Source organism: Acidovorax sp., from assembly GCF_046294525.1.
In the GTDB taxonomy this organism is placed as follows: domain Bacteria; phylum Pseudomonadota; class Gammaproteobacteria; order Burkholderiales; family Burkholderiaceae_C; genus Acidovorax.
In genome coordinates this window covers 127,864-148,095 of the sequence record NZ_JBKBKQ010000010.1, presented here as the reverse complement: position 1 = coordinate 148,095, position 20,232 = coordinate 127,864, and the positions used below count along the sequence as shown (strand labels likewise).

The 20,232-nt window shown below is 66.3% G+C and carries 26 protein-coding genes; 18 read left to right on the top strand and 8 right to left on the bottom strand.

What is annotated here, in order from left to right; translation table 11 throughout:
* The first annotated feature begins 130 nt into the window (after nt 1-130).
* The 5 genes from ACK4HJ_RS11860 (at nt 131) to ACK4HJ_RS11840 (ending at nt 2,381) form a co-directional block, all read left to right on the top strand.
* Nucleotides 131-289: a hypothetical protein gene (locus ACK4HJ_RS11860; protein ID WP_409831518.1), complete on the top strand. Its 159-nt coding sequence runs from the start codon at nt 131-133 to the stop codon at nt 287-289.
* On the top strand, nt 286-462 hold the full coding sequence (locus ACK4HJ_RS11855; protein WP_409831515.1) for a hypothetical protein: 177 nt from the start codon (nt 286-288) through the stop codon (nt 460-462). Before ACK4HJ_RS11860 ends, ACK4HJ_RS11855 begins: the two co-directional genes overlap by 4 nt.
* Nucleotides 463-958: 496 nt before the next feature.
* Nucleotides 959-1,582 carry a transcriptional regulator gene (locus ACK4HJ_RS11850; protein WP_409831512.1) on the top strand — a complete coding sequence of 208 codons (624 nt, stop codon included), beginning with the start codon at nt 959-961 and terminating at the stop codon, nt 1,580-1,582.
* Nucleotides 1,563-1,970: a hypothetical protein gene (locus ACK4HJ_RS11845; protein ID WP_409831510.1), complete on the top strand. Its 408-nt coding sequence runs from the start codon at nt 1,563-1,565 to the stop codon at nt 1,968-1,970. Before ACK4HJ_RS11850 ends, ACK4HJ_RS11845 begins: the two co-directional genes overlap by 20 nt.
* A gap of 99 nt (nt 1,971-2,069) precedes the next feature.
* Nucleotides 2,070-2,381, top strand: coding sequence for a hypothetical protein (locus ACK4HJ_RS11840; RefSeq protein ID WP_409831507.1), 312 nt, complete (start codon nt 2,070-2,072; stop codon nt 2,379-2,381).
* Nucleotides 2,382-2,609: 228 nt separating this feature from the next.
* On the opposite strand, the gene ACK4HJ_RS11835 is transcribed toward ACK4HJ_RS11840, so the two are convergent.
* Entirely contained in the window at nt 2,610-3,563 is a 954-nt protein-coding gene (locus ACK4HJ_RS11835) for a M14 family metallocarboxypeptidase (protein ID WP_409831504.1), read from the bottom strand.
* Between the two features lie 106 nt (nt 3,564-3,669).
* On the opposite strand from ACK4HJ_RS11835, the gene ACK4HJ_RS11830 reads away from it, so the two are divergent.
* From ACK4HJ_RS11830 to ACK4HJ_RS11805, 6 genes are all read left to right on the top strand, one after another.
* Entirely contained in the window at nt 3,670-5,106 is a 1,437-nt protein-coding gene (locus ACK4HJ_RS11830; protein WP_409831501.1) for a S1C family serine protease, read from the top strand.
* The gene (locus ACK4HJ_RS11825) at nt 5,103-6,101 is read left to right on the top strand and encodes an FHA domain-containing protein (protein WP_409831498.1); all 999 of its coding nucleotides are present in this window, start codon (nt 5,103-5,105) and stop codon (nt 6,099-6,101) included. The genes ACK4HJ_RS11830 and ACK4HJ_RS11825 overlap by 4 nt, the downstream gene beginning before the upstream one ends.
* A 24-nt stretch (nt 6,102-6,125) precedes the next feature.
* The gene (locus ACK4HJ_RS11820; protein ID WP_409831495.1) at nt 6,126-6,455 is read left to right on the top strand and encodes a hypothetical protein; all 330 of its coding nucleotides are present in this window, start codon (nt 6,126-6,128) and stop codon (nt 6,453-6,455) included.
* A 122-nt stretch (nt 6,456-6,577) separates the two neighbouring features.
* Nucleotides 6,578-6,895 carry a DUF2322 family protein gene (locus ACK4HJ_RS11815; protein ID WP_409831492.1) on the top strand — a complete coding sequence of 106 codons (318 nt, stop codon included), beginning with the start codon at nt 6,578-6,580 and terminating at the stop codon, nt 6,893-6,895.
* A 159-nt stretch (nt 6,896-7,054) separates the two neighbouring features.
* On the top strand, nt 7,055-7,537 hold the full coding sequence (locus ACK4HJ_RS11810) for an SRPBCC family protein (protein WP_409831489.1): 483 nt from the start codon (nt 7,055-7,057) through the stop codon (nt 7,535-7,537).
* A gap of 124 nt (nt 7,538-7,661) precedes the next feature.
* Nucleotides 7,662-7,910, top strand: a complete 249-nt coding sequence (locus ACK4HJ_RS11805) for a hypothetical protein (protein WP_409831487.1) — start codon at nt 7,662-7,664, stop codon at nt 7,908-7,910.
* 136 nt (nt 7,911-8,046) lie between these two features.
* Here the strand turns inward: ACK4HJ_RS11805 and cls are convergent, their stop codons facing one another.
* Nucleotides 8,047-9,309 (bottom strand): cardiolipin synthase, encoded by a 1,263-nt coding sequence (gene cls, locus ACK4HJ_RS11800; RefSeq protein WP_409831543.1) that lies wholly within the window; start codon nt 9,307-9,309, stop codon nt 8,047-8,049.
* Nucleotides 9,310-9,482: 173 nt separating this feature from the next.
* Between cls and ACK4HJ_RS11795 the strand changes: the two genes are divergently transcribed.
* Complete coding sequence (locus tag ACK4HJ_RS11795; RefSeq protein ID WP_409831484.1) at nt 9,483-10,442, top strand: peptidoglycan DD-metalloendopeptidase family protein; 960 nt, start codon at nt 9,483-9,485, stop codon at nt 10,440-10,442.
* Nucleotides 10,443-10,486: 44 nt separating this feature from the next.
* Here ACK4HJ_RS11795 and gltS read toward each other — a convergent pair whose 3' ends face one another.
* A complete protein-coding gene (gene gltS / locus ACK4HJ_RS11790) occupies nt 10,487-11,716 on the bottom strand; it encodes a sodium/glutamate symporter (protein ID WP_409831481.1) in 1,230 nt (409 codons plus the stop codon).
* Nucleotides 11,717-12,035: 319 nt separating this feature from the next.
* Between gltS and ACK4HJ_RS11785 the strand changes: the two genes are divergently transcribed.
* Nucleotides 12,036-12,578 (top strand): pseudouridine synthase, encoded by a 543-nt coding sequence (locus ACK4HJ_RS11785; RefSeq protein WP_409831479.1) that lies wholly within the window; start codon nt 12,036-12,038, stop codon nt 12,576-12,578.
* A gap of 67 nt (nt 12,579-12,645) precedes the next feature.
* Here the strand turns inward: ACK4HJ_RS11785 and ACK4HJ_RS11780 are convergent, their stop codons facing one another.
* The 3 genes from ACK4HJ_RS11780 to ACK4HJ_RS11770 all read right to left on the bottom strand — a co-directional run bounded on the left by ACK4HJ_RS11780 (nt 12,646) and on the right by ACK4HJ_RS11770 (nt 14,040).
* Entirely contained in the window at nt 12,646-12,972 is a 327-nt protein-coding gene (locus ACK4HJ_RS11780) for a hypothetical protein (protein WP_409831477.1), read from the bottom strand.
* A 39-nt stretch (nt 12,973-13,011) separates the two neighbouring features.
* Nucleotides 13,012-13,416, bottom strand: a complete 405-nt coding sequence (locus ACK4HJ_RS11775; RefSeq protein ID WP_409831475.1) for a hypothetical protein — start codon at nt 13,414-13,416, stop codon at nt 13,012-13,014.
* A gap of 108 nt (nt 13,417-13,524) precedes the next feature.
* Complete coding sequence (locus ACK4HJ_RS11770; protein ID WP_409831540.1) at nt 13,525-14,040, bottom strand: DUF2242 domain-containing protein; 516 nt, start codon at nt 14,038-14,040, stop codon at nt 13,525-13,527.
* 424 nt (nt 14,041-14,464) lie between these two features.
* Here ACK4HJ_RS11770 and ACK4HJ_RS11765 point away from each other — a divergent pair, with 424 nt between their 5' ends.
* Nucleotides 14,465-14,902, top strand: coding sequence for a thermonuclease family protein (locus ACK4HJ_RS11765; protein WP_409831473.1), 438 nt, complete (start codon nt 14,465-14,467; stop codon nt 14,900-14,902).
* Nucleotides 14,903-15,010: 108 nt separating this feature from the next.
* A complete protein-coding gene (locus ACK4HJ_RS11760) occupies nt 15,011-16,324 on the top strand; it encodes an MFS transporter (protein ID WP_409831470.1) in 1,314 nt (437 codons plus the stop codon).
* A 49-nt stretch (nt 16,325-16,373) separates the two neighbouring features.
* On the opposite strand, the gene ACK4HJ_RS11755 is transcribed toward ACK4HJ_RS11760, so the two are convergent.
* Nucleotides 16,374-17,300 (bottom strand): DHH family phosphoesterase, encoded by a 927-nt coding sequence (locus ACK4HJ_RS11755; RefSeq protein WP_409831468.1) that lies wholly within the window; start codon nt 17,298-17,300, stop codon nt 16,374-16,376.
* A 93-nt stretch (nt 17,301-17,393) separates the two neighbouring features.
* On the opposite strand from ACK4HJ_RS11755, the gene ACK4HJ_RS11750 reads away from it, so the two are divergent.
* Complete coding sequence (locus tag ACK4HJ_RS11750; RefSeq protein ID WP_409831466.1) at nt 17,394-17,873, top strand: TerB family tellurite resistance protein; 480 nt, start codon at nt 17,394-17,396, stop codon at nt 17,871-17,873.
* 100 nt (nt 17,874-17,973) lie between these two features.
* On the opposite strand, the gene ACK4HJ_RS11745 is transcribed toward ACK4HJ_RS11750, so the two are convergent.
* Entirely contained in the window at nt 17,974-18,309 is a 336-nt protein-coding gene (locus ACK4HJ_RS11745) for an ankyrin repeat domain-containing protein (RefSeq protein ID WP_409831464.1), read from the bottom strand.
* Between the two features lie 62 nt (nt 18,310-18,371).
* Between ACK4HJ_RS11745 and ACK4HJ_RS11740 the strand changes: the two genes are divergently transcribed.
* On the top strand, nt 18,372-19,178 hold the full coding sequence (locus ACK4HJ_RS11740; protein ID WP_409831461.1) for a pseudouridine synthase: 807 nt from the start codon (nt 18,372-18,374) through the stop codon (nt 19,176-19,178).
* A 68-nt stretch (nt 19,179-19,246) separates the two neighbouring features.
* On the top strand, nt 19,247-20,197 hold the full coding sequence (locus ACK4HJ_RS11735; RefSeq protein ID WP_409831458.1) for an NAD(P)H-dependent flavin oxidoreductase: 951 nt from the start codon (nt 19,247-19,249) through the stop codon (nt 20,195-20,197).
* Nucleotides 20,198-20,232 lie beyond the last annotated feature (35 nt).

Sequence of the window (20,232 nt, the reverse complement as noted above, 5' to 3'; positions counted from 1 at the left end):
GCTCTCGGTGAAGGTGTCGGCTCCGCGCATGGATGGCTTGTCTTGTGGTCGGGGGCCTTGATTGTCGTGGCTGTGTCTCAGCGGCGGAGGGACTGCGAGAGGTATTTCAGCAGCCTGCTAAGCCCAGCGCTTGATCGGCAACACCAGCATGCACCCCGCCATCGGTGAGCACCGATCCGGCATTGCCGCCATCTGTCAGCGCTACGGCATTCAGCGGCTGGAGGTGTCGGTTCGGCTGCGCGAGCCAGTGACTTTGACCCGGCTCGCAGCGATGCCGACTTTCTGGTGAAGTTTTCGCCAGGCGTTGAGCCTGGGCTCCATTCGATTTTTGGTGCCAAGGCTGATCTGAAAGCCCTACTCGGCCGGAGCGTAGATTTGGTGGAGCCGGGCGCGGTGCGCAACCCCTATGTGCTGTCCAGCATCAACCGACATCGCGCGATCATCTTTTCCGCAGAAGATTAGCTATCCGTTTAGTAGCTGCTAGCGTAATCCCTATAAGCGCTAGAGGCCGATTTGACCTAAAAAACCGCAGCGCCGCTAAATGCGCCCCTCCGAAGCCCTTTCACTGCACCGCTCGCAAATCCGCGAAATTGCTCTTCGCCACCGCGTGAGCAGCGTGCGTGTGTTTGGCTCGGCGCTGCATGGGATGACACAGCCTCGATCTGTTGGTAGAGCCCACCGCGCAAACCACGCTGATGGACATCGGCGCGATTCGGTTTGAACTGAAGTAGTTGCGTTGCTGGGCATGGAGGTCGATGTGCTCACCCACAACAGCCTGCCCGCCAGCTTTCGGAACCAGGTGCTGCGCGAGGCAATGGCCGTGTGAGCCGGGCGCAACCGCTGCGGGTGGCGGACTACTTGAAGCACATCGTCGAGGCCATTGGCAACATTCATCAGCGAGAGCCACAAACTAAGCTCTTACAAACCCTAATTAGGTATCATCCACCCCATTATGGGTATGAATCAATCCCCCGCATCCACCGCTACCAGCCTGGCTGACGCCCTCTTCCCCCGCGTCCGCCAACGCGTGCTGGCCGTGTTCTTCAGCACGCCCGACCGCAGCTTTTACGCCAACGAGGTGATTGCGCTGGCCCAGTCGGGTACGGGTGCGGTGCAGCGCGAGCTGGCGGGTTTGTCGGAGGCGGGTTTGCTGACGGTCCGCAAGCAAGGCAACCAGAAGCACTACCAAGCCAATGCCGATGCGCCGGTGTTTGCCGAGCTGCGCGGCCTGGTGCTCAAGACCATGGGGGTGGCCGATGTGCTGCGCGCAGCCCTGGCACCGCTGGCCGGGCAGATCGAGCAGGCGTTTGTGTATGGCTCGGTGGCGCGCCAGCAGGACACAGCGCGCAGCGATGTGGACCTGATGGTGGTCAGCGCCAGCCTGGGTTATGGCGAGCTGTTTGGCGCGCTGGAAGCCGCCACTCAGACGCTGGGCCGCACCATCAACCCCACGCTGTATACGCCGCAAGATATTGCCAAGCGCATCGAGCAAGACAATGCATTCGTGACCCGCGTGCTGCAGCAACCCACGGTTTGGCTCATCGGCAAACAGGAGCAGTTGCATGTCCCAACCACTGGATAACCTCAGCGGCCCAGGCAAACAGCTCAAAGCCGAGGCCCCAGACGCAGCGGAGTTGGACGGGTTGCTGCGCACCGGCCTGGCGCGCTTGGCAGACGCACGCAACACCAGCTTGGCGCTGGAAAGCCGGTTTGACCTGGCCTATAACGCCGCGCACGCGCTGTGTCTGGCCGCGCTGCGCCGCAAGGGCTACCGCGCTGGCAACCGCTACATCGTGTTCCAGGTGTTGCCCCACACGCTGGGCTTGGGGCCCGAGGTGTGGCGGGTGCTGGACAAGTGCCACAACACGCGCAACCTCGGCGAGTACGAAGGGCTGCTGGATGTGGATGCCCGGCTGGTCGCCGATTTGATCACGGCCACGCAGACGGTGGCGGATGCGATGCAGCGGTAGGAGCAGATGTCATTTGCTATTTAAAAGATAGCTGTTCGCACTTATCCATTAAGCGCTAGAGGCCAATTTCATCAGAAAATTGCAGTAACACCGAAACCCATGACGCTCCCGTTCACCCCCACATTCGCCCAAGTGCCACCCGGCCCGCTGGCGGGCCCCTTGCACTTGGTGCCCGTCAACGCCGGGGTGGTGTTCGTACACACCGCCAATGGCGCGCATGTGGGGTCGCTCAAGCTGGTTGGCGGCGCTTGGAAGTTCAAGGCCATGGGCTACGACGCCGCCGGCCGCATGGAGCCGGGCCACGGGCCGCTGACGAAGCAGCACAACATGGCGTTTGCCACACCGGATGCGGCCGAGGTAAGTGCCCGCCTGCTAGGGGCGCTGACCGGTGGGCGGGCGGCATCGGCTTGAACTTTCAGCGCCGCTTGCTTTTATTTTTGCAGGTGCTGGCGCTTTAGTGGCAGGCGTCCTTTGGACGCATTTGTCTTAGTGCTGCGTTCGTAGCCTCGAAGGAAGAAAAGTGTTTCTCATAGCTCACAAAACATCGTTTTTGCGAAGAATGAGAAACACTTGGCCTACATGGTGCAGCCGCGGCAAACCAACGGGCTGAGTTGCACAGCCCTGCTCAGCCGCCCAACTTCACCGCTCCGATGCCTCCCGGCACACAAACTCCACCGCCGCGCACACCGCCGCCACCTGCGCCTCGATGCACTGCTCGGGCGTGGCGCGGGGGCTGTCGGGGTACACCTCCGTCGTGGTGGTGTAGCGCGCACCGCTCACGCTGGCGCACAGGCCCCAGGCCTTGAACTCGTAGCGGATCACGCCGGGGGCCACCACGGGTGATCCGATGATTTCACCCTTCTCATCCGCCGGCGCGATGTGCGTGACGCGGGCGACGGCGTCGATGATGGCTTGCTGGAACTGTGGTTGCGGGTTCTCGGTGTCGTCCACTAGGTAGAAGCCGTCCGGGATGCTGCCGGGCTCAAACACCTTGCCGTCGCGTGCGGCCACGGCGGGGCGGTATTCGGATTCGTCGGTGTCGGTGGTTTCGTGCAGGTCGATGTGGGCGTCGAACGGGCCGTACTGGCCCTGGTGCTGCGCCACCAGGCGCATGAGGGCCAGGGACTCTTGTGCGGGGGAGCCTTCCTTGAAGGACCGGTTGGGGTCGATGGCGTCGAAGTTCCAGCGCTGAAACCGCTCATACGCCCAGGGGCTGACGCAGGGCACCACCAGCAGGTTGGCGCGGCCATCAAATGGCTCGGCGTGCTTGTCCACAAACCGCAGGGCGCCGTGCACGCCGCTGGTTTCGTAGCCGTGCACGCCGCCAGTGACCAGCACGCTGGGCAGGCCGGGCTGCCAGCCGCGGCTGCGCAGGGCGCGCAGCGGAAAGCGCTCGGCAGGGTGCTCGTCGTTGGCGTACACCACATCGCCGTACAGCTCCACGTCAAAGCGGCCGCGCAGCGCTTCGATGGCGCGCAGCACGTCGTCGGCGTAGCTGCGCTGGCGCACCTGGCGGGCGCGCCATTGGTCGCGCTCGGTGGCGCCCCAGGGTTGGCCAGGTGTGCCGATGGGGTAGGAGGCGGTGGAATGCATGGGAGGGGTGGGATGAAGGGCTGTGTGAACAGTCAGTGGCTTGGAGATGACAGGGACTCTGCGCCGGCGGCCAGAGCCTGTCGCAGGGCGTTCATAGAATACCGCGATGCCCCTACCCTCGCTCCGGCGCTTGCGCCTTGCCGTCTCGTCCGTGCTGTTGCTGCTGCTTTGCGCAACGGCCCAGGCACAAAACACCGTTCCACCCACACCTGCCCCAGCCCCGGCCGCCACGGCCCAGCCTGCGGGTGCCGAACCGGTAGACCCCAACGCGCCACCTGCATCGGCGGCACCCGGTGCTGCGCCGGCGGCGGCGGGTACGGCACCGCTGTCGCGCGACGCGCGGCGCATCTACGAACTCTCGCGCGACAAGCTGCTGCAGATCCGCACGCTGCTGCGCAACGCCGACACGCAGGCGTCGATTGGCTCGGGCTTTTTTGTGTCGGCCGACGGGCTGATCGTGACCAACTTTCACGTGGCCAGCCAGCTGGCGCTGGAGCCCGAACGCTACCGCGGCGTGTACGTGACCATGGACGGCCAGGAAGGCGAGGTGGAACTGCTGGCGTTTGACGTGCAGCACGACCTGGCCGTGCTGCGCGCCAAGGGCCGCACGGCCGCCGCACCGGTGCTGGGCTTTAGGCCTGACACCGATGCGCTGGCGCAGGGCGAGCGCATCTATTCGCTGGGCAACCCGCTCGATATCGGCTTTGCGGTGACCGAGGGCACTTACAACGGGCTGGTGCGGCGCAGCTTTTACCCGCGCATCTTTTTTGGCGGCACGCTCAACCCCGGCATGAGCGGCGGCCCCGCTGTGGACGACGCGGGCCGCGTGCTGGGCGTGAACGTGGCCAAGCGCATGGATGGAGAGCAGGTGAGCTTTTTGATACCGGCCGAGTTTGCGCAGGCCCTGGTGCAGCGCGCTGCCAACGCGCAACCCATCACCCAGGCGGCGTATGCCGAGGTGACGCGGCAACTGACCGAGCACCAGCAGCGGCTGAGCGAGCGGTTTTTAAAAGCGCCGCTGCGCGAGCAGCGTCACGGCAACTACCGTGTGCCGGTGCCAGACGACGCGCTGGCGCGGTGCTGGGGTTCGGGGCGCGACCCGTCCTTCCCCGGCCTGAACCTGGAGCGCACGCAGTGCCGCATCGACAGCGACGTGGTGGCGGGCGACTTCAACACGGGAGCCGTGCGCCTGTCTTACGAGGCCTACAACGCCCCCACGCTGGGCGCCTTGCGGTTTGCGCGCATGTATTCGCAAAGTTTTGCCAACGAGAACCTGCCCACGCGCGGCAACCGCCACCAGACGGGCGCTGAGTGCACCGAGCGTTTTGTAGACCCCGGCAGCCTGCCGCTGCGGGCCGTGGTGTGCCTGTCGGCCTACCGCAAACTGACCGGCCTGTACAACATGACGGTGCTCGTGACATCCGTCAACCAGTCCACACAGGGCGTGCTGGGCCGCCTGGATGTGCAGGGCGTGGCCTTTGACAACAGCATGAAGCTGGCGGGCCACTACCTCAAAGCCTTCCGCTGGGAGGCCGCACCATGAGCGCGATGCCGAACAACACCACCCTGGGCCTGATCGAGGCCTTTGACCGCCACGGCGCCCTGCTGGCGCGAGCGCCCGTGATGCGCTGGCCTGTCACCGTGGGCCGTGCGCTGGACTGCGACCTGGTGCTGGACGACCCGCACGTGGCCCCCCGGCACCTGCTGATCGACCGCGCTGTGGAAGCGCCCCGCACCGTGCAGGTGGAAGTGCTGCAGACGCACAACGGCGCACGCCTGCAGCGCAAGCACCACATCCAGGGCGAGCGTTTTGACTGGCCCGAGGGCGCGCCGATTGACCTGGGGGCCACCCACGTCACGCTGCGCCTGGCCGACACGCCGATTGCTGAAGAACAGGCGCTGCCGCAGTTTCCGTGGCGCACGGTGGGTGCCACCGTGGGCCTGGCTGCGCTGGTGGCGGGTGTGGCGCTGGTTTCGGCCTGGCTGGAGTCGCGCGACACGTCGCAGTACCTCAAGGCGCTGCCCGGCGTGCTGCTGATGCTGATGGTGGTGCTGACGGCCTGGTCGGGCGTGTGGGCCGTGGCCAACAAGATGTTTGCGGGACGCCTGCATTTTTGGCGCCACGTGCGCATTGCCTGCGCCGCCGCGGTGGGGGTAGACGCGGTGAACCTGCTGGCGCACGTCACGGCCTTTGCGTTTTCGCTGGAGGTGTTTGCGCAGTTTGCGCAGGTGCTGGTGGTGATGGTGCTGGCCGGCGCGTTGTATGCCCACCTGGCCACCGTGCTGCCCCGCCGCCGCACCGGCCTGGCCTGGACGGTGGCCGCCGTGGTGGCCGTGGGCGTGCCGCTGTGGCTGGGTGCGCAGTGGCTGAACACCATGCGCGTGTCCAAAACCATGTACATGAGCAGCCTCTTCCCACCCAGCCTGCGCGTGGCACCTGCAGCACCGGTGGACCAGTTGCTGCAAGACGCCGAGGCGCTGCGCGGCAAGCTCGACCGGCGCTTGCGGGATGATGGGTTGGCGGATGAGGAGGAGTGAGGCAGCCCTGCCCCTATCTCTCCCATGCCGCGCCGCAAGCCCCACCACCACGTTTACGTGGTCGAACTCTCCAAGGACGTGCTGCTGGAGCCGCGCTTTCGGCGCTGCAACCCCGGCTACATCGACGGCAAGCCGTGTGTGTATGTGGGCATGACGGGGCTGGACCCCGATGTGCGGTTTGACAAGCACAAGGCTGGCATCCAGGCGAACCGGTTTGTGACGCAATACGGCCTGCGGCTGCTGCCGGACCTTTATGAGGGCTTCAACCCCATGCGCCACGAAGACGCGGTGGACCGGGAGATCGAGATCGGCATCGACCTGCGGTCGGCGGGGTTTGGGGTGTGGCAGGCTTGAGCGTGGCACCACGACGCCAATCCCCTGGCATCCAACATCACTCATTTTTTAGTAGCTGCCCGCGCTTATCCAATAAGCGCTAGAGGCCATTTTCATTCAAATTTTTCCTACCAATCAGCACCATGAACTTCGCAGACCGCCTGAAGCAACTCCCCTCCGCCAGCCACCTCGCTGCCCTGCACCTGTTGGGCAACGACGGCCAAGTGCTGGCCACCATTGAAAACAAGCCCGGCCAGACGGGATCGCTGGCGGTGTATGCCGCGCTGGCGGCGCTGTATGGCGGCAGCATCACGCCGGCAGCGGCCAGCCTGGGGCTGGAGTGGTATGCCGAGCATGTGGCGGATGCGCGGGCGTTTCCGGGCAAGCACCCCAACATCGACCGGCTGCTGTCCTGGGCCGAGGGCAGCGAAAGCTTTGGCGTGCGCACTGTGCCGGCCTGACACGGCGGCGAATCATTCAGCGCCAGCGCAGAGACCACCGGTTGAAAGATGCGGCACCGTGTCGAAAACGCGCAGGCCCGTTCGTCGTGTAGGTGTGAGCACGTCCAAAGGCCTGCTCCGGAATCCATTCACCCACCGTCACCCCAAGGAGACCCGCGCATGACCGGCCACACCCCCACCCCGCCCACTGGAACCGGAACCGGCACCGTCACCCTGCACCGCGTGCTGCGTGCGCCGGCCGACCGCATCTACCGCGCCTTTCTGGACGCCGACGCGATGTGCAAGTGGCTGCCGCCCCACGGCTTTACCGGCCGGGTGCTGAGCCTGGATGCCCGTGTGGGCGGCAGCTACCGCATGCAGTTCACCAACTTCAGCAACGGGCAGACGCATGCGTTTGGCGGCGAGTATGTGGAACTGGTGCCGGGCGAGCGCATCGTGCACACCGACCGCTTTGACGACCCCAACCTGCCCGGCGAAATGCGCACGACCATTGCGCTGCGCAAGGTGCTCGTGGGCACCGAGGTGTCCATCGTGCAGGCGGGCATTCCGGCGATGATTCCTGCCGAGATGTGCTACCTGGGCTGGCAGGAATCGCTGCAGCTGCTGGCGATGCTGGTGGAGGCGGAGATTCCTGCGGAGTAGCTCTGCGCTGCCCTGCGCTGCGCAGGCGGGCGAGGCAAGCTGGCTGCGCGCGCCCCAAACCGGGTTACGCTGCGCGCTTTGTTTGACCCGGGGCCCGGCCCCTTCCTACCCTTCATCCACGCCCATGAAAAAACTCCAAGTCACCCTGCAGCTCGACATGACCGTTCCCGACGACTGGGAACTGGTCACCACGTCTGAAGGCACACCCGTGATCCGCATGGCGGACGGGCAATACCTGGACATCACCATGGAGCCCCTGTTTGCCACCGACCCCGAAGACCTGTGGAGCAGCACCGACGACGAAGCGGCGCTGCACGAGGTGCTGGAGATGGTGGACAGCGAAGAAGTGCAGTACACCTTCGTGACGCAATGACGCGGTGATTCGCCGCGCCCGGGTGCGGCCACCGCTGTCGTCCCGGGCAGCCTTTCACTCCGTTTTTGATAGCTTCCAGCGCTTATCCATCAAGCGCTAGAGCCATTTTTTATGCATATTCGCAGCGATGCCAATGCTACAGCTGCGAGCGCAGCAGACTGGTCACCCGCTCGTGCACCCGTTCGCGCAGCGGGCGGTTCAGCCAGTCTTCATACGTGACCTCTCGCGAGCGGCGCAGGTCGTCCTCGAACACCTCGGTCTGCCGGTGCGCGAACGCGCGGTCGTACACGTTGAGGTTGGCCTCGTCGTTCAGGCGGAACGAGCGGTTGTCAAAGTTGGTGGAGCCCACCGACACCAGCATGTCGTCCACGATCATCACCTTGCAGTGGTACATGGTGGGCTGAAACTCGTAGATCTTGGCGCCCGCCTGCAGCAGCTTGCCCCAGGTGGCGCGGGACGCGGCCTTCACGGTTTCGGTGTCGGTGTATTCGCCGGGCGTGATGATGCGCAAGCGCACGCCGCGGCCCACAGCGTCCATCAACAGCTGCAGCGTCAGCTCGTCGGGCACGAAGTAGGCTGCTGACAGATCGATGCTGCGCTCGGCTGCGGTGATGGCCAGGTGGTACATGAGCTGCATGCTCTCGCTGCCGCTCGACGGCGAGCTGGAGAACATCTGCGCGCGGTGCGGGCCCACCGGGTCCAGCTGCGGAAAGTAGCGGTCGCCGTGCAGCACCTCGCCCGTCACCTTCAGCCAGTTTTCCAGAAAGGTGGCCTGCATCTGCGCCACCACGGGGCCGCGCACCAGGTAGTGCGAATCGCGCCAGTGGCGGGGGTCCTGCGCGTTGCCCGTCCATTCAGGGGCAATGCCCACGCCACCGGTAAATCCCACCTTGCCGTCCACCACCAGCAGCTTGCGGTGGGTGCGGTTGTTCATGCGCGCCAGGTTGTACCAGTGGGGCTTGTGAAACTTCTCGATCTTCACGCCCGCCCGCTTCATGTCGGTGAGGTAGCTCTCCTCCATCTTGGAGGTGCCCACCCAGTCCAGCAGCACATGCACGGGTACGCCCGCGCGCGCACGCTCGCTGAGCGCATCGGCAAAGGCCTTGCCGATGTCGCCGGACCAGTAGATGTAGGTCTCGAACGTCACGCTGTGCTGCGCTGCCTTGATGGCCGCCAGCATGGGCGGAAAGATCTCGTCGCCATTGAGGAGCTCTTTCACCTCGTTGCCCGCCAGCACGCCGGGACCCAGCAGGTGGCCCATGGCGCGGTCGAACTGCGGGCTGGCGGTGGTGTACAGGCGCGGCAGCTGCCGCTGCACCTTTTTTTCGCCCGAGGTGAAATTCAGTGCCAGTAGCACCAGCACGCCCGTCACCAGGGCGGTCGTGAGAACAATGAACATTTTGGAGCGGCGGCGCCCAGGCGCAATTTTCATACGGCGATTGTGGTGGGCGGCTGCGTAACACGATGTAGGCAAAAGCCGCCAGCGCAGGACCGCACCCAGCGTGGCGGCACAATCGACGGCCACGCCCCGCCAGGGCCCACGGCCCCGAGGCTCATTGCATCGCCCATTCCATGCGACCCCATTCCACACTCATCCCGCCCAACGACATCTTGCGCATCAGCCGCCGGGCTGCCCTGGTGCAAACCGCCGCCGCACTGTGCGCGCTGCCCGCCCTGGCCAGCGCAGCGGGCCCCGCCCGTGCCAACACAACTTCATCATCACCGTCTACACGGCCAGCACCACCAGCGTCCCCCACGGTGTGGCCCCAGGCACTGCAGGTGCCCGGCGGCGTGGCGCGCCTGTCGCTGGGCCCCGCCGCACGGCGGCCCGTTGCGCATGTGCGCCAGGGCGATGCGGATGTGCCACTGCTGGTGGTGGGGGACGCCATCGACTGGACGGCCGTGGTGGGCATTCCCCTGGCTGCAGCGGTGGGCAGCGCCCACATCACCATGGTGGGCGACGGCGGTACGCCGCGGACGGTGCCCTACCGCGTTGCGCCCAAACAGTACGCCGAGCAGCACCTCAAGGTGTCGCCCCGCACGGTAGACCTGTCGCCCGAGGACCAGGCCCGCTACGAGCGTGAGCGCGACCATCAGGCGCAGGTGATGGCCACGTTCACCGATCAGCCCGCCGGCATCGCGCTGACGTCGCTGCGCATGGCGGTGCCCGTGCCGGGGCGGCGGTCCAGCTCTTTCGGGCTGCGGCGCGTGTTCAACGGCCAGCCGCGCAATCCGCACAGCGGCATGGACATTGCGGCCGCCACGGGCACGCCCATCGTGGCGCCACTGCCGGGCCGCGTGATCGATGTGGGCGACTATTTCTTCAACGGCGGCACGGTGTGGCTGGACCACGGCCAGGGCCTGCTCAGCATGTACTGCCACCTGAGCCGCATGGACGTGCAGGTGGGCGACGTGCTGCAGCAAGGCGACGCCTTCTGCCAGGTGGGCGCCACCGGCCGCGTGACGGGCCCGCACCTGCATTGGGGCGTGATGCTGAACCGCACCATGGTGGACCCGGCGTTGTTCATCTGACGCCCTGCGCGGCTGTGCTCCATGCCGCAGCCCGCTCCCCCGCTTTACTTCAGGTAGTTCATGAAGCCGGTGATGGTCACCGCGTTGAAGAAATCGATGAACAGCGAGCCCACCAGCGGGATCACGAAGAACGCCTTCACCGACGGGCCGTTGACCGCCGTGAAGGCCTGCATGTTGGCCATGGCATTGGGCGTGGCGCCCATGCCGAAGCCGCAGTGGCCGGCGGCGATGACGGCAGCGTCGTAGTCGCGCCCCATGATGCGGAAGGTGACGAAGTAGGCAAACGCAAACATCAGTGCCGTTTGCGCCAGCAGGATGAGCAGCAGCGGCCCTGCCACCTCGGCCAGTTCCCACAGTTTCATGGACATGAGCGCCATGGCCAGGAAGAACGCCAGCGACACGCTGCCCACCACCTCGAACTGGCGCAGCGGCAGCTCGCCATTGCGCCAGTCGATGATGTTGCGCACCAGCGCGGCCACCAGCATGGGTCCCAGGTAGGACGGCAGGGTCACCCCCAGGTCCTTGAGCCAGTTGACGAGCACCGTGCCTGCGCCTATGGACACGGCAATCAGGATGCTGGCGTACATCACTGTGTCGTTGCTGCCGGCGCGGGCCACAGGGGCTGTGGCAGGCATTTGCGCGGGCAGGATGCCGGTGCCCACGGCGGCGGTTTGCAGTGGAGCGTCCGCCGCTGTCGGCGGCTGCAGGCCGTTGCGGCGCATCAGCAGCGAGCCCAGCGGGCCGCCGATGACGCAACCCGCCACCAGCCCATATGTGGCCGCCGCAATGGCTGCGGGCAGTGCCCCCACCGCACCCGCCCGCTCCAGCAGCGGCCCGAAGGCCGCGGATGTGCCATGCCCGCCGGTGAGCGACACCGACCCCGCCGCCACGCCGATCAGAGGGTGCACCCCCAGCGCGGTGGCCAGCCCCGCGCCCAGCAGGTTCTGCAGCACCACCAGCCCAACCGCTGCGCCCAGAAACAGGGCCACGCCCACACCGCCTTTCTTGAGCAGCTCGAAGCTGGCCGAAAACCCAATGGTGGTGAAGAACACCAGCAGCAGGAAGGCGCGCATGTTGTCGTAGAACTGAAAGGTGAACAGCCCCGTCTGCTGCCCCACCAGCGCAATCAACGAGAACAGCAGCCCGCCGATGATGGGGCCAGGGATGAAGTAGCGGGACAACACGCCCACGCGCTTCTTGACGGCCTCGCCCACCACCAGCAGCACGGCAGCGATGCCGACGGTCTGGGCGATGTCGAGTTCGATGGTGGTCATGGCTATGTCTCCATGGGATGTCCTGCATCCCCCTGCGAGGCCGCGCTATCACGGGCCGCAGAGAGCTACGCAGGCTTGTTAATGGGGATCAGGCAACACTTGCCCAGTTGAATAAGCTATGGAATACATAGCTGCCAGCGCAAGCTGCACAAGCGCTGGGGGCCGATTTTACCTAGCATTTCAAAGCCCCTACGCGGCCCGGCACCCCCAGCACCTGTCAGACGGCTGCCCGAGTTGACGCACACCCGGGGTCGGGGTGCAGCCCTCGCGCGCTATGCTCGGCCGCCCCTCCCCCGCCCCTGCAAAGCCCCGTCCGCCCATGCCCACGCCCCGCCTCATCCGCTTCAACAAGCCCTATGGCGTGCTCAGCCAATTCACCCCTGAAGGGCGCTGGCAGGGCTTGAAGGACTACATCGACCTGCCCGGCGTGTACGTGGCCGGCCGGCTGGATGCCGACAGCGAGGGGCTGCTGCTGTTGACCAGCGACGGCCAGTTGCAGGCGCATATAGCTGACCCGCGCTTCAAAATGGAGAAAACCTACTGGGTGCAGGTGGAAGGCATCCCGCAGGAAGCCGTGCTGGCCGCGCTACGCAACGGCGTGGTGCTGAACGACGGCCCCACCCTGCCGGCCAGGGCACAGCTGCTGGACCCACCGCCCGCCGTGTGGGACCGCCAACCACCCATCCGCGAGCGCAAGGCCATCCCCACAGCATGGATCGAACTGATCATCCGCGAAGGCCGCAACCGCCAGGTGCGCCGCATGACAGCCGCTGTGGGCCACCCCACGCTGCGGCTCATCCGCGCGGCCATCGGGCCGTACTCGCTGGACGGCCTGGCGCCGGGGACGTGGGAGGCGTGCTGACGGGACCCTGGCAGGGCCGGGACCGCCCGCGCTGAAGGCACGGAAAGTGGTGCGTGCTCTCAGTCTCTCAGGCCACAGCGTTGAGCAGCAGCCCCGTGGCCTGGCCCGCCGCATTCACAAACGGCACGCTGCGTGGCGCTGCTGCGGCCTGCGCTTGGGACATTGACGCCACGTTGCGGCGCGCGCTGTCCGAACGGTCGTCAGCCTTGGCCGTCTGCGCCTGCAGGCTGTCGGCACGGGCCTGTTCTTCGTCCGCGCTGCGCTGGGCGGACTGGGCCTCAGAGCGCAGGGAGCGCGCGGTCTGCTCGGCCTGCTGGGCTTCGCGGCGAGCAGTCTGCAACGCATAGGACGAAGCGCCTGAGCCGCCCGAAACTGCTGCAAAAAAGCTGGCCATGGTGGTAACGCAATTTGTGGTGAAGAGCCGAAGCCAGGATTACCGCGCGTAAGAGCCTTCTGCGTCCGCATAGGCGCGGCGCAGCTGCGCATCGGCTTGGGCACGGGGACTGCTGGCGTCGGCCTGCTGCGCTGCTTGCTCGGCCGCGTCGGCGGCCTGTGTACGGCGGGTTTCTTGGGCGGCTTCGGCCGCATCGGTGGCTTGCTGGGTCTGCTGGGCTTGAGAAGCCTCGCGCGCCTCGTCAGCGGCTTGGCGGGACGCCAGCTCCTGCGCCCGGCGGCTCAGCGTGACGGTGGTGGCTGTGTTGGCTTGTTGTTGCGGCTGTTGCGCACTGCCCGCACCGGCGGTGCCCCGGGGCTCTGCGTCATCGCCTGGCGCGGTATTGCGGGGCGTGGGCTGGTAGCGGTTGGTGGCCGAAGCGGCAAGCGAGGTGACGGAATCCATGGTGGGGTCTCCTGCGAGGGGGCACGGGCGCGTGTACTGCGCGATGGTGTGCCAAGCCAGGGCAAAAGTAAAGAGGCGTAAAGGAAGGGCCCAAATGTTGGAAGGTGTTCAGTTCGCCTGCGCGTCGTCAATCACCAGGTAGCGCTTGACCAGGTCAAAAAAGCTTTCGTAGAAGCGTTCCTTGGAGATCGTCTCGCTGCCCACCTTGACCAGCGATTCACTGCTGGCCGAAAACGGCAGTGACACCGAGCCGATGGCCCCCACGCCGACGCTGGCCGAGTTGTTCGTCTTGCGCAGCACATAGGTGTCCTGCAGCGCGGTGACAAAGCCCAGGCTGACCTTGCCGTCGTTGGCCTCGGGGACGCAGACCACGCGCACGACCATCTGCAGGTGCGACTCGGCCTCGGGCTGAAAGCTCTTTTTGCCCTCCACCAGATCGGTTGTGGCTGTGGTGATGATGTAGCCCTGGCTGAGCAGCGCGCGGCGCGACGCTTCGCAGGTCTGGCCCGGCGTGGCGTCAAACAAGCGCGAATAGGTGGCCACCGAGCCAAAACTTTCCTGCACCTCAAACTTGCTGGCGGTTGCCGAACAGCCCGCCAACCCCCAAAGGGCGGCGGCGCTCAGGGCCGTGGCGGCGAGGCGAGCGGCGCGCCGGGGATGGGCGGGATGCGCGAGGGCGGATGCACGGGCGGTAAAACGACTCAAGACCGGGGACTCCTTCGGCTGGGGGTTGTCGGCAAATCAGGTGGCGCGGGTGTTGGCAGAAGACGCCGTGCCCGCAATGCGCCTCAGACGGGGACGTGCGCGTCAGGTTCCTTCATTCTAGAAAGCCGCGCCCACACCACGCATGGCGTGGGCAACGTACACGCAGCCCGTGACGGGGGCATTTGGCGGGGGGACTCACGGCTTTCCAAGCCTTTGCAAGCTACACTATTGATAGCTTATAGCGCTTTATGGACAAGCGCCAGAGGCTTATTTGACGGAAATTTTCTGAAACAAATGCAGGACGCAGCCCCACCCTGCGGCTCTGCCACCGCCCCCAGCTAACGTGCCCCTTGCCGCCACTTTGTTCTGCCTGGTCGTCGCCATCAGCGACGGCGACACCCTGACCGTGCGCTGCGGCAGCCCCGGTGCCTACGAGCAGGTCAAGGTGCGGGTGGCAGCCATCGACGCGCCCGAGTCCCGCCAGGCGTTTGGCCAGAAGTCGCGGCAGAACCTGGCGCGTCTTTGCTTCAAGCAGCGTGCCGCACTGCAGTGGCTGGACGAGGACAGCTATGGCCGCAAGGTGGCCAACGTGCGCTGCAACGGCACGGACGTGGCCGCTGCCCAGGTGCGCGCCGGCTTGGCCTGGGTGTACACGCACTACGCCCATGACCACCCGCACCTCGTGCCCCTGCAGCAACAGGCCCGCGCCAGCGGCAGCGGTCTGTGGTCGCAAAAGCGCCCTCTGGCGCCGTGGGACTACCGCCGCCGCCACGCGCGTTGAACCTCGGCCCGCGCGCCGCCGCGGACACGCCAGCGCGCTTGGCCAGCACGCTGAGCGTGATCCGGCTAGCATCGCCGGCTTGCTCTTTTGCGTTTGCGCTGCCTTGTTGTGACTGGTCCCGCCACCCCCTCGCCTTCTCCGCCTTCTTCATCCACGCCATCTTCCCCGCCTTCTGCGGCTCCTTCATCGCCTCCGCCCGACAGCGTCTACCGCCATTCCGGATTTCTCGCCTTCCTGGTGGCACGCGTGGTGGCCGTGGTGGCCACGCAGGTGCAGGCCGTGGTGGTGGCCTGGCAGGTGTACGACCTCACGCGCGAGCCGCTGGCGCTGGCCTATGTGGGTCTGGCGCAGTTTCTGCCCATGCTGTGCCTGCTGTTGCCGGCGGGCGACCTGATCGACCGGTTTGACCGCCGGCGCATCCTGGCGCTGGCATGGTCGGTGGGCGCGGTGTGCAGTGCGCTCTTGTGGTGGCTGGCCGGTCACGGGGCCAGCGGCGTGGCAGGCATCTACGCGGTGTTGGTCCTGTATGGCTGTGCGCGCGCGTTTTCGGGCCCGGCCATGCAGAGCCTGCTGCCACAGATCGTGCCGCGCGGGCAGCTGGCGCAGGCCATTGCGGCCAACAGCATGCTGATGCGCGTGGCCAGCATTGGCGGGCCGGTGCTAGGCGGGCTGCTGTATGCGCTGGGTGGCGGCGAGCTGACCTATACGGTGTGCTGCAGCTGTTTTGTGCTGGGAGCCCTGCTGCTGATGCGCGTGGTGGTGGCGCACGCCGCGCCGCTGGCACCTGCACAGGGCACCATGTGGCAGCGGTTTGGCGCGGGCATTGCGTTCATTCGCTCGCGGCCCATCATCCTGGGCACGATCTCGCTGGACCTGTTTGCCGTGCTGCTGGGGGGCGTGGTGGCCTTGCTGCCCATCTATGCGCAAGAGGTGCTGCACGTGGGCCCGGCGGGCCTGGGGGCGTTGCGCAGCGCCATGGCCGTGGGCGAAGTGGGCGCCGGGTTGTACCTGAGCCTGCGTCCCTTTAACCGCCATGTGGGCCGCACCATGTTCATCGCGGTGGCGGTGTTTGGCGTTGCCAACCTGGTGTTTGCGCTGTCCACGCTGTTCTGGCTGTCGTTTGTGGCACTGCTGGTGGCCGGGGCGGCCGACATGGTGAGCGTGTACATCCGCGGCGCGCTGGTGCAGTTTTCGACGCCCGACGCGATGCGCGGGCGGGTGAATGCGGTCAACATGCTGTTCATTGGTTCGTCCAACGAGCTAGGCGAGTTCCGCGCGGGCACCAGCGCCGCGTGGCTGGGCGTGGTGCCCGCCGCCGTGGTGGGCGGGCTGTGCACGCTGGGTGTGGTGGGAGGCTGGATGCTGGCGTTCCGGCCACTGCGCAAGGTGGACCGGTTTGAGGAAGCCGCCAACGCGCATTGATGATGCTGGGCGGCAACCCGGTGGGGACCGGTCCCCCTCCCTGCGGCAACTACCCCGCAGTGGCGTCGAAGGTGCCGCTCAGCAGTTCGGGCAGGCGATCCACGCCCATCTTGAAACCGCAGGCCTGCGCATGGCCCCCGCCGCCCATGCTTTCGGCCAGGGCGATGCAGTCAAAGTTGCGCTGCGAGCGCAGGCCCACCTTCACCCCCTTGGGGCCTGCGCTCCACATCAGTGCAAAGGTGCCGGTCTTGGCCGACAGCAGGTCGCCCACCAGGCTGTGGAACATGCCGGGCGCGTTGACCATCAGGCCTGCAACGCCGTTGAACACCAGGGGCTGCGCGCCCTCGGCAACGTCGGCGGCCATCTTGCGGTATTTCTCGTCCATGGCGGCGCCGCGCGCCATGAACAGGGTGAGCTGCTCGGGGCTGAACGCGGCGATCTCGGCCCAGCGCGCAAAGCCCTGTTCCTCCATGTCCAGCGCAGACAGAAACGCGGCGCTTTCGGGGAACTCCCACTTCCAGATGTCGCGGTCTTCCACGTACTGCAGCATGGCGGGCAAGGGCGTGTGCGGGTGGAAGAATTCCCACGCCAGGCGCGCGCCGGACTTGTCCATGTCAAAGTGCACCACGCCGCAGCGGCAGGCAAAACCGGTGAGTTTTTCGGCGGCGCTCTTGTGGTGGTCCAGCATCACCAGCTTGGCGGCGCGCTCGTCGATGGCCTGCAGGATGTCGGCGGCAAACGAGAAGTCGAGGATGTACACCGTGCGGCCGGCGAGCGGCGGTAGGTCGTCCACGGACTTCACGTCGCCATGGTCCAGCCCCAGGTATTCGGCACGGTCGCCGTAGTACAGCCACGCTGCCAGGGCTGCGCCAAAACCGTCGGGGCACCCGCGCCCGTGGTACAGCACCAGCGGAGCGGGGTCGCTCTTGTCGGGGGCAACCAGCAGTTGCAGGGGGAGAATGTTTTTCTTCATCATGGACCCCGATTGTCGCCGGGCGGCCCGGCGGGGAACCAACCTGGTCAGGGCTGCCTCCACCCCGTTCGTTCATCCACAGACACTCCCACCACGATGCTTCGCACCCTCAAAGACCTGTTCGACAGCTTCACCCAGCCCGCGCCCGCCCAGTCTCCCGCCGAGCGTGTCCATGCCGTGCAACTGGCCGCCGCCGTGCTGCTGGTGGAGGTGGTGCGCGCAGAAGGAACCATGGACGAAGCCGAGCGCAAAGCGATGGTGAGCGCTTTGCGCAGCAAGTTTGCGCTGGCCGACGACGAATTGGAGCGTTTGCTGGAGCTGGCCGTGACCACGTCCAAGTCTGCGTATGACTACCAGCGCTTTACCAGCAGCCTGAACGAGCACTTCACGCAAGACCAGAAAATCCAGCTGGTCGAGGCCATGTGGCAGGTGGCCTATGCCGATGCCCACATCGACGCCAACGAGAACCACACCATCAGCAAGGTGGCGGGGCTGCTGCATGTGACGCATGGCGAGTACATCGCGGCCAAGATGCGCGCAAAAGAAACGGCGCAACCTTTCCAGCCACCGCGCTGAAACTGGCGTGGCCCAAGCCAGTGCCGCCGTGCAAGCGCCGCCCCGCCGCACGGGCGGCGTCCCCCTCCGGGGGATGGCGCGAAGCGACTCAGGGGGGCTTCTAGATGGGTAGCCAGCGCCACCAGAAGGGTTTGCGCTCTTCCTTCGCGCCGCGGGCCTGCAGTAGCGCGACGAACTCGGCGCGGCCGTGGCGGCGTGCGGCTTCGAGCGGCGTCATGTCGTCGAAGTCGGACCGCAACTGCGGGTCTGCACCGTGTGCCAACAGGTAGTGGGCGATGGCGTCATGGCCGTGGATCAGTGCGGCCACCAGCGGCGTGCACAAAATTTCAGGGTGCTGATAGTTGGGGTTGACGCCCGCGCCGATGTGGTGGCGCACCAGCGCCAGGTCGCCAGCCACGGCGGCAGCGTACATGTCTTTCCAGTCTCCAGCGGACATTGCGCAAGGCCTTTGTTCAACGAGAAAGCGGGCAGTGTAGGCAACTGTGGCAGTGCGGCACAATGCGCGCCTTCCCTGATGCCTCGCGCCCGTCCCCCTTGTCTCTCCATCAACCCCTGCATATCCTCTGGCGCGACGAGCATCTGGTCGCCGTGTACAAGCCCGCAGGCTGGCTGGTGCACCGCACAGGGCTCGACGCAGGCGAGACACGCTTTGTGATGCAGGCGCTGCGCGACCAGCTGCGCCAGCATGTGTACCCCGTGCACCGGCTCGACAAGGGCACTTGTGGCGTGCTGGTGATGGCGCTGCACAGCGATGCAGCGCGCGCGCTGTCGCAGGCTTTTGAACATGGCGCCACGCACAAGCGCTATCTGGCCATGGTGCGCGGGTGGGCACCCGAGGCCATCGACGTTGACCACGCCTTGAAGCCCGACGACGCCCCGGCCGATGCGGCCGTGCAAGAGGCCCACACGCGCTTTCGGCGCCTGGCGCAGCTCACGCTGACCGAGGCCAGTGATGCGCGTTTTGCCACCACGCGGGCTTCGCTGGTCGAGGCCACTCCCACCACCGGGCGGCGCCACCAGATTCGCCGCCACCTCAAGCACCTGGCCCACCCCATCATTGGCGACGCCACGCACGGCAAAGGCCCGCTTAACCGCTGGTGGGCCGAGCGGCTGGGGCAGCAGCGGCTCTGGCTGCATGCCTGGCAACTCGCGGTGCCCCACCCGGTGACAGGGGCAACAATGACCTTCGACAGCGGGCTGCGCTGGCCTGGGCCCGCCGCCGATTTCACGGTTTCTCCCTGCGCCGACTGGCAGCGCCTGTTGGCAAGTTGGCCCTGGCAAGAGACACCCGTCTCGGCCCCGTAACCCGGGCGACACAGCGACGGCACCCCCGTCGAAATAATGGGCGCTCCAAAAATCAGGAGACATTGCCCATGACCGCCTCTACCTCCAACCGTGTGCTAGCCCACACCGGTGCGCGCTACCCCATCATCCAGGCGCCCATGGGCTGGATCGCGCGCACCCAGCTGGCCTCGGCGGTGTCGCGCGCCGGAGGCCTGGGCATCATCGAAACTTCATCGGGCGAAACGGCCAACTGCCAGGCCGAGATCACGAAGATGAGCGCGCTGGGACTGCCGTTTGGCGTGAACCTGCCCATCCGCTTTTTAAAGGACGACGCCATGCTGCGCTTTGTGTGCACGTCGGGCGTGAAGTTCGTGACCACGTCGGCGGGCAGCCCGGCCAAGTTCGTTGCGCCGCTCAAGGACGCGGGCATCACTGTGTACCACGCGGTGCCCACAGTGGATGCCGCCCTCAAATGCGTGGACGCGGGCATCGACGGCCTGGTGGTGGAAGGCGGCGAAGGCGGCGGATTCAAGAACCCCGAGGAGGTCTCTACCCTGGTGCTGCTGCAAGCCATCCGCGCGCGGGTGGACGTGCCGCTGGTGGCCGCAGGCGGCATCTGCGACGGGCGCGGCATGGCGGCGGCTTTTGCGCTGGGGGCCGAGGCGGTGCAGATGGGAACACGTTTTGTCAGCTGCGCCGAAAGCCCCGTGCACGCCAACTACAAGAACGCCATCGTCGACGCAGGCGTGACCGGCACGTGGATGCTCAACACCAAGGCCAGCCCCTGCATCCGCGCGCTCAAATCGCAGCGCACGCAAGCCATCCACGAAGCGGGCCTGATGCCGGCCGACAGCTTTGCCGGCATCAAGCAGGTGTACTTTGATGGCGACATGGAGGCGGCCCCGGCACTTGCTGGGCAAACGGCCGGTCTCATCGATTCGATCAAGACCGCGCAGCAGATCATCGACGACACGGTGGCGGAGTTTTTTGCCATCAGCCAGCGCATGGGTGCGCTGGCTGCTGCGCGCAATTTTGGTTAGCGCCGGAGGACGGTGCTGCGGGCGCGCTTGTCACA